The organism is Winogradskyella ursingii (assembly GCF_013403975.1).
GTDB lineage: Bacteria > Bacteroidota > Bacteroidia > Flavobacteriales > Flavobacteriaceae > Winogradskyella > Winogradskyella ursingii.
Genome location: NZ_JABFDH010000001.1, coordinates 532713 through 548439 on the forward strand (window position 1 = coordinate 532713; position 15727 = coordinate 548439).

11 protein-coding genes and 1 tRNA gene are annotated in these 15727 nt (G+C 35.0%); 5 read left to right on the forward strand and 7 right to left on the reverse strand.

The genetic code is table 11. The features are described 5' to 3' along the window. The first annotated feature begins 45 nt into the window (after window positions 1-45). A tRNA-Arg gene (locus tag HM983_RS02420) sits at window positions 46-119 on the forward strand. A gap of 264 nt (window positions 120-383) precedes the next feature. Here HM983_RS02420 and HM983_RS02425 read toward each other — a convergent pair. Next, window positions 384-1835 (reverse strand): SLC13 family permease, encoded by a 1452-nt coding sequence (locus tag HM983_RS02425; RefSeq protein WP_179343764.1) that lies wholly within the window; start codon window positions 1833-1835, stop codon window positions 384-386. Between the two features lie 293 nt (window positions 1836-2128). Here HM983_RS02425 and HM983_RS02430 point away from each other — a divergent pair, with 293 nt between their 5' ends. Both HM983_RS02430 and HM983_RS02435 read left to right on the forward strand, forming a co-directional pair. Then, a complete protein-coding gene (locus HM983_RS02430; RefSeq protein WP_246277440.1) occupies window positions 2129-2893 on the forward strand; it encodes a zinc-dependent peptidase in 765 nt (254 codons plus the stop codon). An 83-nt stretch (window positions 2894-2976) separates the two neighbouring features. Then, window positions 2977-3921 carry a UDP-glucuronic acid decarboxylase family protein gene (locus HM983_RS02435; protein WP_179343768.1) on the forward strand — a complete coding sequence of 315 codons (945 nt, stop codon included), beginning with the start codon at window positions 2977-2979 and terminating at the stop codon, window positions 3919-3921. A gap of 63 nt (window positions 3922-3984) precedes the next feature. Here HM983_RS02435 and HM983_RS02440 read toward each other — a convergent pair whose 3' ends face one another. From HM983_RS02440 to HM983_RS02465, 6 genes are all read right to left on the reverse strand, one after another. Further along, window positions 3985-4551 (reverse strand): hypothetical protein, encoded by a 567-nt coding sequence (locus tag HM983_RS02440; RefSeq protein WP_179343770.1) that lies wholly within the window; start codon window positions 4549-4551, stop codon window positions 3985-3987. A 67-nt stretch (window positions 4552-4618) separates the two neighbouring features. Then, window positions 4619-5707, reverse strand: a complete 1089-nt coding sequence (locus HM983_RS02445; RefSeq protein ID WP_179343772.1) for a nucleotidyltransferase family protein — start codon at window positions 5705-5707, stop codon at window positions 4619-4621. A gap of 36 nt (window positions 5708-5743) precedes the next feature. Then, window positions 5744-6874 (reverse strand): hypothetical protein, encoded by a 1131-nt coding sequence (locus HM983_RS02450; RefSeq protein WP_179343774.1) that lies wholly within the window; start codon window positions 6872-6874, stop codon window positions 5744-5746. 15 nt (window positions 6875-6889) lie between these two features. Continuing rightward, window positions 6890-7051 (reverse strand): hypothetical protein, encoded by a 162-nt coding sequence (locus tag HM983_RS02455; RefSeq protein WP_179343776.1) that lies wholly within the window; start codon window positions 7049-7051, stop codon window positions 6890-6892. Window positions 7052-7154: 103 nt separating this feature from the next. Beyond that, window positions 7155-9314: a T9SS type A sorting domain-containing protein gene (locus tag HM983_RS02460; RefSeq protein WP_179343778.1), complete on the reverse strand. Its 2160-nt coding sequence runs from the start codon at window positions 9312-9314 to the stop codon at window positions 7155-7157. 280 nt (window positions 9315-9594) lie between these two features. After that, entirely contained in the window at window positions 9595-12657 is a 3063-nt protein-coding gene (locus HM983_RS02465; RefSeq protein WP_179343779.1) for a T9SS type A sorting domain-containing protein, read from the reverse strand. A 309-nt stretch (window positions 12658-12966) separates the two neighbouring features. On the opposite strand from HM983_RS02465, the gene asnB reads away from it, so the two are divergent. Together asnB and HM983_RS02475 are read left to right on the forward strand one after the other, a co-directional pair. Then, window positions 12967-14889 (forward strand): asparagine synthase (glutamine-hydrolyzing), encoded by a 1923-nt coding sequence (asnB, locus tag HM983_RS02470; protein ID WP_179343781.1) that lies wholly within the window; start codon window positions 12967-12969, stop codon window positions 14887-14889. A gap of 176 nt (window positions 14890-15065) precedes the next feature. Beyond that, window positions 15066-15725, forward strand: a complete 660-nt coding sequence (locus tag HM983_RS02475) for a class I SAM-dependent methyltransferase (protein ID WP_179343783.1) — start codon at window positions 15066-15068, stop codon at window positions 15723-15725. Window positions 15726-15727 lie beyond the last annotated feature (2 nt).

Below are 15727 nucleotides of genomic sequence, written 5' to 3' on the forward strand. Positions count from 1 at the left end.
CTTGGTGTCACCTTGAGCATAGTCGATAGGTCTCATCAAAAAAAAGGCCACGTAGCTCAGCTGAATAGAGCACTGGATTTCGGCTCCAGCGGTCGTAGGTTTGAATCCTACCGTGGTCACAATCACTCACATTGCGCTGTGGATGAGAAAGACAAAACCCATCAAGCTAGCTTGTTTGGGTTTTGTCTTTTTTTTAGACATTAGTCTTGGAAAGACTGGTAGTTGTATTTGCAGAATGCAGCTATTTTAGGCTATCTAATCCTTCCGTGGTCACGAATAAAATACTTCAATAGGAAAAAATGCTAAGCTCGCTTGAGCATTTTTTGTTTGAAGTATTTCCAAGCAGAAATATCTAATAAATTATTATCCAATAACTATATATTTCACTTTAAGGGTTTCAAATCCCAGAGTAAAGGCAGCAAGAAATAAACTACCAAGGTTAATAGAATTATGGAAATAACATTTAGCCAAATTCCTTTTTTGACCATATCTTCCATTTTAAGTAGTCCAGATCCAAATACAACGGCATTAGGTGGAGTCGCAACAGGTAGCATAAACGCACATGAAGCTGCAACGGTAGCACCAACTAATAAAAAGTAAGGATGTACGTCAATGGCTGTTGCCATAGAGACCAAAACAGGTAATAGCATTGCTGTGGTCGCAAGGTTGGAAGTGATTTCCGTCAAAAAATTTATTGATGCTACCAATACAAGTAATAAAACCAAAAGTGGTACGGTCTGTAACGATGTCATTTTATGGCCTAACCAAACTGCCAGTCCACTGGATTCAAATCCTAAGGCCAAAGCCATGCCACCACCAAATAAAAGCAGAATTCCCCATGGTAATCTAATGGTGTCCTCCCAATTTAAAAGTCTTTGTTTTTTATTCTCGGTTGGCAAAATAAACAAGATTAATCCGCTCGTAATCGCAATAATAGTATCATCAATAGCAGGAATAAAAGGTTGAATTAAAAGCGACCTACAAATCCACGCCAATGCAGTAAACAAAAAGACACTACCCACTACTTTTTCCTCAAATGATAATTTACCAAGTAGATTGAGCTGTCTGTTGATTTCAGCCTTACCACCTGGAAATTTTTTCTGCTCAAATTTAAAAGCAAAGCGCGTTAAATAAATCCAACATAATAACAGAAATACAACACTGATTGGAAATCCAAAACTGAACCATTGGTAAAATGTAATTTCAACACCATAACTTTCTTGGACCACTCCAGCCAAAACCAAATTTGGTGGTGTACCAATAAGCGTAGCAATGCCACCAATGGATGCACTGTAAGCTATAGCTAGCATCAATGCCTTTCCGAAAATTAGATTTTCATTCTCAATAGTTTCAGGTATATCTTTTAATTGAGCAATAATAGCCATGCCAACTGGAAGAATCATTACTGCAGTTGCCGTATTGGAAATCCACATTGATAAAAATGCAGTGGCAACCATAAAGCCTAAAATAATATGTACCACGTTAGTACCTATCACTTTAATAATGTTCAGCGCTATTCGTTTGTGCAAGTTCCATTTTTCTATGGCAATTGCTAAAATAAAGCCGCCAATAAAGAGAAAAATATACTTATGACCGTAAGAAGCAGTAGTGTCTTGTAACGATAATCCGCCGCTTAGAGGAAATAAGATTATGGGTAACAAAGCTGTGGCTGCAATAGGTAAGGCTTCAGTAATCCACCAAATGGCTACCCAAACGGCCGAGGCCAAAATGGCATTCGCTTCTTCACTTAAGCCATCTGGATGTACAAATTTTAGTATAACGAAAAATAATAATGGACCAAGAACAAGTCCGATTTTCTGTTTTGTTAGTCCCATATTTTTAAATAGTAATAGGAATGGATTTCACAATTATTCCAATTTCAGTGTTCTTACATTGGTATAGATATAGCAACAAATTGATGACTCTAAAGTACTGTTTTTTCACAATTAGAGTACACATTAAATTAAATACTATACCTATTACGGATTTAGAATAAAGATTTTTAATGAATTATCTTTCCTATATTTAGTCAATGTTATATTTGCTTCAAATCGAAAAATACGGTATTGGCCCAACTACCGAATTCATACTTTTATTTATTTTTTTTGCAAGTATGACATGGGTGGTCATGAGCAGATTTTACCGTTATTTTGAGCAGAACTATGCCCTCAGAAATGGTAAACCTTATTTTCTGAATCTGATACTTTTTCGTCAAAAGTTATCTAATGACCAGCTTAACATTTTAAGAACAAAATTCAGTTTTTTCAAAAAATTAAATGATAAAGAGAAAGAAATTTTCAAACATCGTTTAGCGGCATTCATTAAATCTAAAAATTTTGTAGCTAGGGAAAACTTGCAGATAACGGATGAAATGAAGGTCCTGATTTCTGCAACTGCAGTGATGCTTACTTTTGGTTTTCGTAATTATAAAATAAAAATTATAGACCATATTGTTGTATATCCTATGGCATTTTACTCGTACTCTAATAAAGTTTATCACAAAGGGGAAACCAATCCAAATTTGAAAACTGTTGTATTTTCGTGGGAGGATTTTTTGCAAGGATATGAGATTGGCAATGATAATCTCAATTTAGGTATTCACGAATTTGGTCACGCCATACATCTCAACGCCATGAGCCGAGGAGATGTAAGCAGTCTTATATTTATTGAAGGTTTTAAAGAGCTGACCACGTATTTACAAAATCATCAAGAAATTAGACAAGATTTACTACAATCCAAATATTTTAGAGCTTACGCCTTTACCAACCAGTACGAATTCTTTGCCGTGCTTTTGGAAAATTTTATTGAAACTCCAAGAGAATTTAAATCTCAATTCCCACATCTCTATCAATATTTGAAACAAATGCTGAATTTTAATTTTGGAGGTTATTAAATAGAGGTTATCATTCATTTTTGTTTATCAACCCATCACTCTTAAATAAAATAGTATTTTTAGACCATCGTAATCAAGATATAATGAAAAGAATATTAGTAACCGGAGGAGCAGGTTTTGTGGGTTCCCATTTATGCGAACGATTATTAAGTGAAGGCAACGAGGTCATTTGTTTAGATAACTATTTTACGGGTTCTAAGCAAAATATTGAGCATTTAATGGACCATCATTATTTTGAATTGGTGAGGCATGATATTACAAATCCATATATGGTTGAGGTAGACGAAATTTATAATTTTGCATGCCCAGCTTCACCAATACATTACCAGTATAATCCTATTAAAACCATTAAAACGTCTGTAATGGGTGCTATTAATATGTTGGGCTTGGCCAAACGTGTTGGAGCTAAAATATTACAGGCATCAACAAGTGAAGTTTACGGTGACCCAACGGTGCATCCTCAACCAGAGAGTTATTGGGGCAATGTCAACCCAATAGGATTGCGATCTTGTTACGATGAAGGTAAGCGTTGCGCTGAGACTTTGTTTATGGATTACCATAATTCAAACAACGTAAAAATTAAAATTATAAGAATATTTAATACTTACGGACCACGTATGCATCCTCAGGATGGCAGAGTGGTATCGAATTTTATTGTTCAGGCATTAAAAGGAGATGATATCACCATTTTTGGCGACGGAAAGCAAACTCGCAGTTTTCAATATGTAGATGATCTAGTGGAAGGCACTTGCCGTATGATGAATAGTCGCGACGAATTCATTGGTCCAGTCAATATTGGTAATCCAGTTGAATTTACTATGCTAGAATTGGCCAAAGAGGTTTTAGAACTCACCAATTCAAAATCAAAAATCATCTATTTGCCTTTACCTCAGGATGATCCTTTGCAAAGACAACCCGACATTACATTGGCGAAAAAGGAACTGAACAATTGGGAGCCTAAGGTGCATTTAAGAGAAGGTTTACAACATACCATTGCATATTTTGATGAGCTGCTCAAGTCAAAATAACAACATGTTCTAAATTAAAAAAAGCCTCTAGAAGAGGCTTTTTTAATACAATTTATTTGTTTTTTAAAGTGCGAATATAGCTTGGAGGTGTATCTGAAAGTGGTTGTTGTCAAACCCACTAAACTTATGGTCCAAGGCAAATTTGGCAACAGTCTGTGCTTTAATTCCAAATGTTTTTCTTCTGTTTACCCAATATAGAATTCCGCCACCAAGGTTGCCAGATATATTGGTATCCTCAATTGAAAAAATTCCCACACCTGCCAAACCATAAAAATCTAATTGGTCAAAATCTGGAAATAATTGTTGGCCAAAATAATATTTTACATGCGTATCAAAAGAAAGATAGGTGTAATCTTCAGTAAGTATAGCTCCGTCAATAACATCATTTTCAGAAAATCCATTGAGTGTAATGGACTCCTCTATAGCAAGCCCACTTGGCCAGACTAGTTCTATTGACGCTGCAATAGGGATTTTAAAGGCCCATTCATCAGGACTGTTAATAGGTGATTTAGATCCAATACTGTTAATAGCATTAAGTCCAACACTTGCAAACCATTCATTGTCACCACGCTGTGCAAAAACTGATGAAGTAAAAGTGATTAGCGTGAAAACTAATAATAATTTTCTCATGAGAAAAAAAATTGGTTAAAAATCAAAGTTAAACTTTATGGCTTATAAAACAAACACTTGGCAGAACTTATTCCAACGAATTATGCTTCGATTTTAGTAAGAGCTTGCTCTTTATTAATGCTAAAACACGTTTTCGATCTTTTAATATTGCTGTTCTATATTTAGAATTAAATAGAAACATATAAAATCTGTGCATAAACATACTAAAAGTAGCTAGCAACTTAAGACTTTTTACATAGACGTTATTTATCCAACGGTATTTTAATTTAAGCAAATAGAAACGGTTTTTATTGCTTATTGATATATTCATTGTTTGATGTAAATCACTAAAAAAAATCCCAAGCAATTTAAAGTGCTTAATAATATGCTTGTTTTTTGACGCTTTAAGATTACTAGTTTCGTCCTGTTTTATTAGGACAATGGTATCGTAGGCTGATCTAAAATCTAAATAATTATAATAGGTCCCGTAATCATTGATTTGATGATTAAAAATATTGTGCAAAATTAAATGCCGATTACATGGCAGGTAGAGTCTGCCATCACTAAATTTATGTTCAAGAATATCCTTTGGTTGAAGATGCTCACTTTTATACGTCGTAAAAAGTTTTAAGTGCAATTCCAACGCGCTTATATTGTTGGTTGTAGTTAACCTTGGCAAATGTTTAGAATCAAAAAAATCTGTGCCTAATGTTGATGCAATTGGTTTATAGCCATTCTCGACTACAAGGTCAAACGCTTTGTTAATTTGATGCTCTGCAATTAATATATCTATGTCTCCCACCATTCTTTCAGCAATATCTTTGTAATATCCTGAAACTAAAAGTGCCGTTCCTTTTAAAAAGACATGATCAATGTGGTGAGCGTTTAATAACTGAGACAATTCTTTGGCTTGTCTAATAATAGCCTCATTTCTATTTCTATTGATGGAAGTAATTTCTGCGAGGTATGTCTCTAGCTCTTTCGGTAAAAAATTGAGCAATTGCTTATTGTTCAATCGACAATAAATGGTTGGCAGCACTAAGTGTTTGCTGCCTTCGGTAACCATTGCGTCCCAATTCATCTTCTCATCTTTTAATTGTGCTTCCAACGCTTTGGGATTAGAATTAAAACTGAGGATATCTGCAATTAACTGGTATGTGGTAACAAGATTTGCCATGAAGCTACGCCGTCTTAATGCGAATATAAGATAATATTAAGTGGTGCTATTATCGGTAAAAATGTCTGTAACTAAATTGGTAACTTGAGCTGTATCACTATAGGTAAGTTCATACATGTTCACGTTCTGCAACCATTCTAAAAATGATTTGGCGTGAGCAGGATTAGGTGATAACCATGTATCTGGTATCAAGGTTTCCATAAGCTGAGCAACTGAAATAGATTCAAGTTCTGTCACCGCATTTTTTTTATAATTTACTAAAATTATGTTTTGGCACGTGTATTTGTTTTGAGTCGGTTTTGGAAAAGGAATGTACTTAATACGTCCTTTAGATGGATTAACCTTAAGCGTTTCAAAAGACTCAAAACCATCAACTAAAGGACTCAAAATATCGAAAGAACCCTCTTTTACCGATAGCGCAGCTGGATTGGTGTAAATATTTAAATCATTGGCTGCTAGAGGAGACACATCATCAGCTACGAGTTCAAAGCCCTGAGTGGCCAATAGTGCACACAACGTACTTTTTCCTTTGCCAGAAACTCCAATAAAAAGAACAGACGATGAACCATCACTTACAGTAGATCCATGAAACGTGCCAATCCATTCGTTTTCAGGCTTATTATGGATTGTACAAAACAAGTGCATCATAAATTTTCCCTGTAATTTATGATAAGCTTGCTTCGGTACTGTGGTCAATAGCTTATCGTTTTTATACAGAAATAAATCATCGTTTTCTAAGTAGATATCAAATACTGTATCTGCCGAATTGGTCGTTGCTATCTCGAGATGGGCAATTGCAGCATGAATAACTTTCTTAACCAAACTCGAATCGAAATAGACAGTAAAAGTTTGATTGTTATAACGATATGTAGTTTTAATATGCCTTTTGTTATTAGTCTTCTTTGTAGTGCTGAAATCTTTAACGTTAGCAGTTCTGTTGCATTCCTTTAAATAATTATGAAGATCCTGGGCAATGATCTTTAAATCTTTAATATTTTTTTGCGAAAGCGCATTTAGAAAATCCGGTAGATCTTTGGATTGGAGATAATAGTCTAAGATAGATTTAAATTGGTGGTCGACGACATTGTAACAATTGGATGGCTCAAACCATAATACCCAGTAGTCACCAAACGAGTATTCATAAGTTGGTGCAAGTAGATTGTCCAAAACTAAAATTGAAAATTAATCGAAAAGTCCTCCTCCTGGATCTGGTGGAGATTGCGCTTGGGCTTTCTGTGGGTTTAAAATCATAAACGTACCGACGGCAGTCAACGCTGCATATTTACCCATTTTTTTAATGGCGTCTTTACGTGTGATTTTATTTGTATTTTTTTCTTCTTTCATGGTGCAAGTCCATATTTTTAATTCAAAAATAATAAAATAATCTATTTATTTAAGCAAAACCCTATAAACGTTGATTTTAATATTATTTGATTAGTTTTTAAAATTATTTTAAAATTATTTTTTGAGTTTTACTATGACTATTGCTACTCAATTTTACTACATATATTCCAGTACTAATACTACTAACGTCAAAGGATTGTGATATTGTATTCACCTCTAATATTTTAGTTGTTACTAATCTACCTTGTATATCATATACATTTGCAACCGTCTCCTCAGATAATTGCCCATCTATAACAATGGTTCTCGAAGGTTGATCTGTATAGATACTCAACGAGTTAAAATCGTTTTCGGGAGCGGAAAGCACACTATTTGTAAAGCGCAGAAAGAAACGACCTGTACCGTTTAAATCAGAATTTGGTGTAAACACATAATCACCAGAATTCAATAAAGTAACCGTATTGGCAACATTATCTTCTAAATAAACTTCTACCTCACTTGGTAAGTCTGTATAATCTATAGTGAATGTAATTTGCTCACCTTGATTGGCATTTACGCCTAAAGGAATGGTTGTATCGTTTATATCTGTATCACCCAAGGATTGTACAGCAAAAGGTAAGCCTACATTATTTTCTACTAAATGTGAGTAAATAGAAAATGTGGGTGCGATATCTCCAAATACAGCAGAATCATAACCTGGATTAAGCCCACGAGTTGCATTTTCCGTAAAATAAAAATCCGTACTAAAGCTTTTGGATGATGTGGCAATACTTAATTTTAAATTTGAAATATTAACGTTATTTGATCTTCCAGTTATAAAATCATCTGTATTTCCTGAAGACCGCATAATATCCGTAAAATTAATAGAACCACCTCCAGCAGCGGCAGCAACAAAGAAACCTTGTGCTGGAGCTATTAAAAAAGTTGGGTTCATATCAGAAAATGCCTGGTTGTAAACTTGATAATCTGTGCCGTCATAGCCATAAACAGCTTCTCTTACGTCATCCAATACTGATTTGTTAGACGTATTTAAAAATTCAGACAATTTAAGGTAAGAGGGAAAAGGATTTCCAATTAAGTTCCATTCCATAAATTGAGGGCCAGAAACCGTAATTGGTATAGATACAGGAGTTGTTGGTAATGACCCTTGAAATAGTAAATTAGCTCCTTCGATTGTTGCAGCTCTATAACCTTTGCCAGATTCCAAAGTTTCTCCTAAGGTACTACTGTTATAGTTTTCAAAATCACCAGTTGTTTTATCAAAGGGTGCAAAGGCATAATCTGTTGTAACACCTAAAAAATTTTGGGCCATTACTGTTGTGTTCAACCCTGTGGTTATAAATTCTTGCCATGTTATTCCAGCAAGAGGTGCCGAAATTAAATCATTGCCTTCGGATGGTGCGGAGCTCATTATATTTGTAAAACGCGAATAAATTAGCGTTCCGGTTACGGAGCCATCTGCTATAATACTGGAGTAGCTTTGGGAATAAGATTGCAAATTTATTGAGTTTGTAACCAAAGAGAATCCAGTTGGGACATTGACACCTGCACCAGGCGTCACAAACATATCGTTTAAATTTGCATTGCTTGTTACTATATACTCACCATTTAAAATTTTCGCATCTAAAGTTCCAGTGGTGATATCCGGAGGTGATGGTGTCCAGTTATTGTTATAAAAAACTAAACCATTAAAAACATCTTCTACTTGAAATTCTGAGGTTGAGTAACCTTGGTTAAGTCCATCTTCATCAAATTCAAAACCCACTACTAAAGAGTTGTTGGCAGAGACATCTAAATTTAAAACAGAATAATTTATAGACTGACCTGTGGTAGTCGCTCCAACATTTGTTTCTACTCTTGCATCACCATCCAATATATAAAAATAGATAAAGTTACCTTCGATTGCACCTGCATTAGTTGATGAGGCCGTTATGTTTATGGTTGTAGAGCCAGAAACATCAATACTTTGGCTCATAAAAATACCTTGTCCTCCCCAATCATCACTCTGTAATTCACCGCTAACAACTTTAAAGGAATTCGCAGTACCATCAGTGATAGGAGCAGTATCGTAAGACAAATTCCAAGAATTTTGGATGCTTCCAAAAGGACCAATTGAAATAGGCCCTACTGCAGGTGGTGAAGCGGTTGTATGATCGGCAAAGCCGTCTCCATTGTTAGAGAAGTCAGCATCGTAAATAATTGTCTGCCCAAAGCCAATTATTGTTATACAAAAGGCTAAAAATAGCAGGTATTTTTTTTTCATAGCAGCTTATTTAAATAATAAGGTTGGTGATTTAAGACTTAAACAACTCAAATATAGTAAAATATGTAGATTTTACTATCTTTTTAATTATTAACCATGAATTAAGTTTGGTGATGGATTTTTTAATTGTGATGGCTATGTCGTTTATATAAAGATGTGGTTTGAACATTAAATCTTTGTGAACAAAAAGAGGATATATATATATATATATAAATTATATATGGTTGAAAATAAAAAAAGCACCTCATTAAAGGTGCTTTCAATATTTATTTTAAATAATTTAATTCAAAATTATCTTTTGTGACTTGGTTTGTTCTACATTGTTCAATTTTACTATGTAGACACCTGTGTTTAAGTTTTCAACATTAATCGTTTGTGATGTGTTATCAGTGCTTAAAACTGCAGAGGCTACTAATCGACCTTGTATATCGTAAATATTTGCTGTTGTTTCTAGACTCAATAAACCTTCAATGATAATAGTTTTGGTCGATTGTTGGGTGTAGATATTCAAGTTGTCAAAACTATTTTCTTGAGTACTAAGGACACTATTTGCTAAACGTAAAAAGAAACGTCCTGTACCTTCAATAGCACTACTTGGTGTAAAGGTATAAGCGCTAGTATTTAATAACGTAATCGTGTTGGCTACATTGTCCTCCAAATAAACATTAACATCGCTTGGCAGGTCAGAAAAATCGATTGAAAAACTAAGTTGTTCACCTTGATTGGCATTGACTCCCAACGGAATTCTAACATCAGTTAGATCATTTTCGTTAAGTGACTGTATCGCCATGGCTCTGTCTTGATTATCCTCAACCAATTGCGAATAAAATGCGCTATCACCAAAAGCTTCAAAGGAGGCAGCGTCATATCCAGGGTCTAAACCTAAACTGGAATTGCTATTAAAATAAAAATTGGTAAAATGAGTACTATTTCCAGTCAAAGCAAGTTTAAGATTGTAGTTGGTCGTGTTGGTTCTGCCTTCAATAAAATCGTCGGTGCCAACGGTGGTTCGCATATCGTCTGGGAATCCGCCTGAATTACCACCAAAAATAACGGTGCCAGGATTGCCGGTGACAATATTAACTTCACCAGCAGCTATAAAAAAGGCTTGTCCAGGTGCTATGTTCAATGTGTTGTTAGAAGCCATATTAATAATAGTAAAGTTTCCTGTTTCTGCTTCATTACCAGAATACGTACCACTATTGTAAGCATATATGGCAACGGCGTTTTCGTCTAAGAATACGTTATTTACTTCCAGCCAATCTTGAGCATCCACGTAAGTTGGAAATGGATTACCAATAAGATTCCAAAAGTTCCCAACTGCAGGGTTTGTTAGCGTAAAAGTCACGTCGTCAGCACTTATGGCACCTGTAAAGGTCAATGTTTCGTCCGCATTGGTCAATGCCGCTCTGTATCCTTTAGCTTGGACAAGAGCATCGGTACTTTGCGAAGTATAATTAATATATCTAGGTGATAATGATGAATTATCATAAGGTCCAAATCCGTAAGTGGTTAAACCAGGAATCGAATTTGAGGCTAATTTTGAAGCATTATCTGGAGTACCTCTGGTTAGAAATTGATCAAAAGTCTCAACTACTGACGGAAATAACGGTAAACTTATAAGATCATTACCTCCAGAAACTCCATCACTACCTTGTTGGTTCACATGACGCTTATAGGTTACGGTACCAAGAACGTTGTCATTTGAAAGTAAACTAGAATACTGGCTAGAAGTAGATCTTAAATTCACTGAAGCAGTCGCTAAAGTAACTCCCGAAGGTACCACGACTGCAGCACCTGCATCTACAAACATATCGTTAAACCCTACATCTGTAGGCAAAGTGTAGGTGCCAGATTGAATAATCGCATTTCTATTACTGTTTGAGTCGTTCGGGTCGGTGTTCCAGCTACCATCTTTAAAGGCCAGATAGGTTACAATTTGACCTGTCCCATTACTACCTGGAGAACCAAAATCACTGTCAATCCCTTCTGAAGTTGTTGATTCTTCCCAAAGACTACCGTCATTGTTATCCTCGATATCAGAACCAGTATATATCATGGCTGCTCCGGTTGGGTTTGGCCAAGGTGAAGAACCTGTGTAATCCACACGGTCAATTAAATTACCATTGTTATCTGTGAGTATAACTTCATCATCCTCATTGTTCAATTGAAAACCTGAATAATCATAATCTACCTCAACTCCACCATTAACACCTTCATCAGCATTTCTTCCCAATACAGCAAATCCTAAGGATGGCACTATAACAGAAGAACCAATTACATGTGAGTCTGTGCCAAAATCGCTAATGGTCCACGCGTTCATGTCGATATCGATATCTGTAGGGTTATAAACCTCGAAATACTCACCATTTACTTGGTCTGTGGCATCAGGATTTTGCATGATTTCCGTTATGATAAGAACTGGAACATCATTGTCCTCTATTGTAATGGTATGTTGGCTGATTGCTAAATCGGCAGTACCACTTGTCACAGCAATATCCAGAATTAAGGTTTCATCGTCAAAATCCGCATCTTCATTAATATCTAAAGAAACATTTAAAGTTTCATTTGCAGTAAAGGATAGAGAAGTTGTATTTAGTGTGTAATCTTCAGCTTCTGCCGTACTTGAGCCATTTACACTAACCGAAACTGTGACATCACTTTCATAATTGGTCATGGTCAAAGGTATTGAGGTGTTAAAGGTTGCATTGGTTTCGTTTTCAGTGCTTGTGGCAGAATCGAAAGTTATGGTTGGAGTTAAACTGTCGTCACTACCGGTTACTTCTAAATTGTCAAAAAAATATCTTTCTGTACCAACATTGTTATTTACTGAAATTTGAACAAAGGCATTATTGCCAGTTCCAGTTACTGTAGAAGAAAAATTTTGGAGAACTGAAGATAATTGAGTTGTTCCAAAAAACATAGGATCTCCTGTGATATCCTCATCTACTACTCCTTCAAATAGAAGCTGAGAGCTACCATCGATGAATACCCTAACTTCATAAATATCTGATCCAGCCTCAAAATCTCCACTTGCACCTGCATCAAAACTAAAAGTTAAATTAGAAAATCCATTGATTGAAAATGTTTGGCTTGTAAAGATAACAGTGCCATCTACGTCTTGAGCTTCAAATTGTTCCCCTTGAACAGCAAAATAATCAGAATTATTTGTAAAGGAACCTGCTGAGGTATCTAGAGTCCAATCTACTCCAGAGAGATCTAAGGTTGAGCCTATTTGTCCCTTATTGTTCTCGCCCGTAAATTCATCAGTATAAATTGTAGTCTGCCCAAAGCCCAAGCTACTTACTAAAACCGCTAAAGCTAAAATGTAAAATTGTTTCATTTCTCTGTAAAATGTTAATTATAAGGCAGGTCAGTACAGAGATTTGGGGCTTAAATATAGTAAAATATGTAAGATTTTTATGTTGCAATGGATTTAATACATATTAATTTCTACTAACGGAAAAAAGAGAGGATTAAATGCTAATACTTTTTGTTTTAGATTTGTGAGTGTATCAAGATGGCTTAAATCAATCTATTTAAAATAGGTAAAGCAAAGTTATAAGGACAGTTAAGGCTGGGTAATAATAAGTGACACCAATATTAACGGATAAAAGCAATATAGCGATCTGTAATTCATAAAATTTAATGCATGTGTGGTCTTACAGGCTTTATAAATTTAAATAATCAGCCACTAAACAGTCATGTGCTTAAGCGAATGACAGATGTACAAGCGCATCGTGGACCTGATGACCAAGGTATGGTTGGTTTTTCTTTATTTAAAGATCCTAAAGTCCAAATTATAGATAACGAAACCTCTCAATTTAGCCATCTTCATGCAGGTATTGGTTTTAATAGACTATCTATTTTAGACCTATCAGAAAAAGGACATCAACCAATGATATCGCACTGCGGTAACTATATTTTAGCCTACAACGGAGAAACTTATAATGCCTTATCGTTTAGAGACCAGTTAATTGCGAAAGGACATCCTATAAAAAGTCAAACAGATTCTGAAGTATTGCTCTATCTCTATATAGAATATGGGATCAATAAAATGCTGGATCTCCTTAATGGCATGTTCGCATTTATTATTGTGGATTTAAAAGCGCGAAAAAGCTTCATTGTTAGAGACCAAATTGGCATTAAGCCAATGTATATCTACCAGACGCCAGACATTTTGATGTTTTCTTCAGAAATAAAATCGTTTACAGAGCATCCAGAGTTTAGGGCAGAACTAAATACAGATCATTTCGACGAATTTCTTATGTTCAGGTTTTGCGCGCATGACCGCACTTTGTATAAAGCCGTCAAACAAATACCACCAGGGCACTACTATGAGGTTTCAGAGCAAGCGGTAAAGGTGAAACAATATTGGTCACATAATTTAACACGTAAAAGAAATATAAATCTTAAAGATGCTTTAGAACTGCTGGAGACTACATTCAAAGAAAGCATCAGATCACAGTTAATGAGCGATGTTCGTGTGGGTTGTCAATTATCTGGAGGTATAGATTCGTCATTGGTCACAACCTATGCTCGTGAGTTTTTTAATGCAAATATGGATACGTTCTCTATTGTATTTTCAGATATGGAATATTCCGAAGAAGCATTTATAAACTATGTTACAAATCATACCAATTCAGATTCCCATAGGTACCAATATTCCAGTCAATATGCATCGGAGAACTTTTTTAAAGCGACTTGGCATTTAGAACAACCTATGAGCATAGCAAACACAATCGGTATAAAACGTCTTGCCGAAAGAGCCAAAGAGAATGTTACCGTATTATTAAGTGGAGAAGGTGCTGATGAGGTATTTGGTGGCTACACAAGATTTCATGATTTGTCCTGCAGACACAACATGTATTTAAAACGCTTTTTAAAACTCCCGATCATTGGCAATAAAATCAAGTATAAATATAGGTTTGGGCGTACACCAGAAGACCTATTTATCTTAGGAAGTTCTGTCTTAAGTTTTAATGAGTTTAATACTTTTAGTATAGGTAAGGATGTAGAACAAGTCATTGCGCAAAGAAAAGAATTGTTTCCATCGGAAGGGGAATTGATTAAAAGAGCTTCTGCATACGATATAAAAACATACCTGGTCGATTTGCTAAACAGGCAAGATAAAATGACTATGGCGCATTCTGTAGAAAACAGAGTGCCGTTTTTAGATCGAAATATGATAGAATTAGTGTCCAGTTTACCAAGTGAATTACTGGTAAAAAGATGCAATAACCTATTGCATTTACAAAAACCCAATCTCTACACAAAACACATCTTAAAGCAACTTGCGGCAAAACGCTTTAATAACGATTTTGTGTACCGGGAAAAAAGCGGATTCCCTTTGCCGTTAAGCGACTTGTTTTTGAAATCAAAAATGAATGAACGCATAGAAGATCAATTACTGCCAGGAATAAAAACAAGAGGCTTATTTGATTATAAAGAGGTGTCTAAAATTTGGAACAAAAAAAATAATGGGTATTCTGAAAATGACTTGAGAAAATTATGGATGTTTTTTGCTTTCGAAACTTGGGCACAAACATTTTTGGATTCTGGATATAGAGGTTAGGCGATATACAGTGAAATATGAAAGTTTTTTTGTGAAATGGTTATTATGCAAATTAATTTCTCCTAATGGAAAAAGAGTGGATCAAATGCTAATCCTTTTTGTTTTAGATTTGTGCGTTAGTACATGTATTTTCGAAATCGAAAGATTAAGATACTAAAGACACAAGATTTTTAAAATTGAACAAAAGAGACTTAATTGGTTTGAAAAATATTAATACTAAAGATTATTGGGAAAAAAGATTTAGAACTAAAAATTGGGGAAAAAGCGGAAATCGGCAGACTAGAGAGTATGCTAAGGCCAATGTGGCTCAAATGGATTTAAATTCTGACTACGATGGTAAAATTTTAGATTTCGGTTGTGCGTTGGGTGATGCAATACCGATTTATAAAACGTCCTTTCCTCAAGCTAAGTTATACGGTATAGATTTTTCTGAAGAAGCCATACAAATTTGCAAGGAAGCCTATGGAGATATCGCAGAATTTTCAAGCGGAAACCATCAAAAGGTAAATAAGCAAGAGGTCGTTATCGCCTCTCATGTGATGGAACATATCACAGATGATAAACAAATAGTGAAGCAAATATTGTCGCAATGCAAAGCGTTGTATGTTTTTGTCCCATTTAAAGAAAATCCACTCTATAGAGAACATGTTAACTATTATGAAGAGGATTACTACGCAGACCTCAATGTAGAACAAAAGAAAATTTTCTTAGTACATTTTAATTATAGATACGCACCGATTGAAGCAGTTAAATCATTCCTAAAAGGTAAATTTACACTAACAGGTAGTTTCAAAAAAGAAATAATCATGTATAAAATTAAAGGCTCAATTAGTTAACG

Excerpts from the sequence above, each read along its gene's own strand:
- HM983_RS02425 (WP_179343764.1), bottom strand. The coding sequence starts at position 1,835 with ATGGGACTAACAAAACAGAAAATCGGACTTGTTCTTGGTCCATTATTA.
- HM983_RS02430 (WP_246277440.1), top strand. The coding sequence starts at position 2,129 with ATGAGCAGATTTTACCGTTATTTTGAGCAGAACTATGCCCTCAGAAAT.
- HM983_RS02435 (WP_179343768.1), top strand. The coding sequence starts at position 2,977 with ATGAAAAGAATATTAGTAACCGGAGGAGCAGGTTTTGTGGGTTCCCAT.
- HM983_RS02440 (WP_179343770.1), bottom strand. The coding sequence starts at position 4,551 with ATGAGAAAATTATTATTAGTTTTCACGCTAATCACTTTTACTTCATCA.
- HM983_RS02445 (WP_179343772.1), bottom strand. The coding sequence starts at position 5,707 with ATGGCAAATCTTGTTACCACATACCAGTTAATTGCAGATATCCTCAGT.
- HM983_RS02455 (WP_179343776.1), bottom strand. The coding sequence starts at position 7,051 with ATGAAAGAAGAAAAAAATACAAATAAAATCACACGTAAAGACGCCATT.
- HM983_RS02460 (WP_179343778.1), bottom strand. The coding sequence starts at position 9,314 with ATGAAAAAAAAATACCTGCTATTTTTAGCCTTTTGTATAACAATAATT.
- HM983_RS02465 (WP_179343779.1), bottom strand. The coding sequence starts at position 12,657 with ATGAAACAATTTTACATTTTAGCTTTAGCGGTTTTAGTAAGTAGCTTG.
- asnB (WP_179343781.1), top strand. The coding sequence starts at position 12,967 with ATGTGTGGTCTTACAGGCTTTATAAATTTAAATAATCAGCCACTAAAC.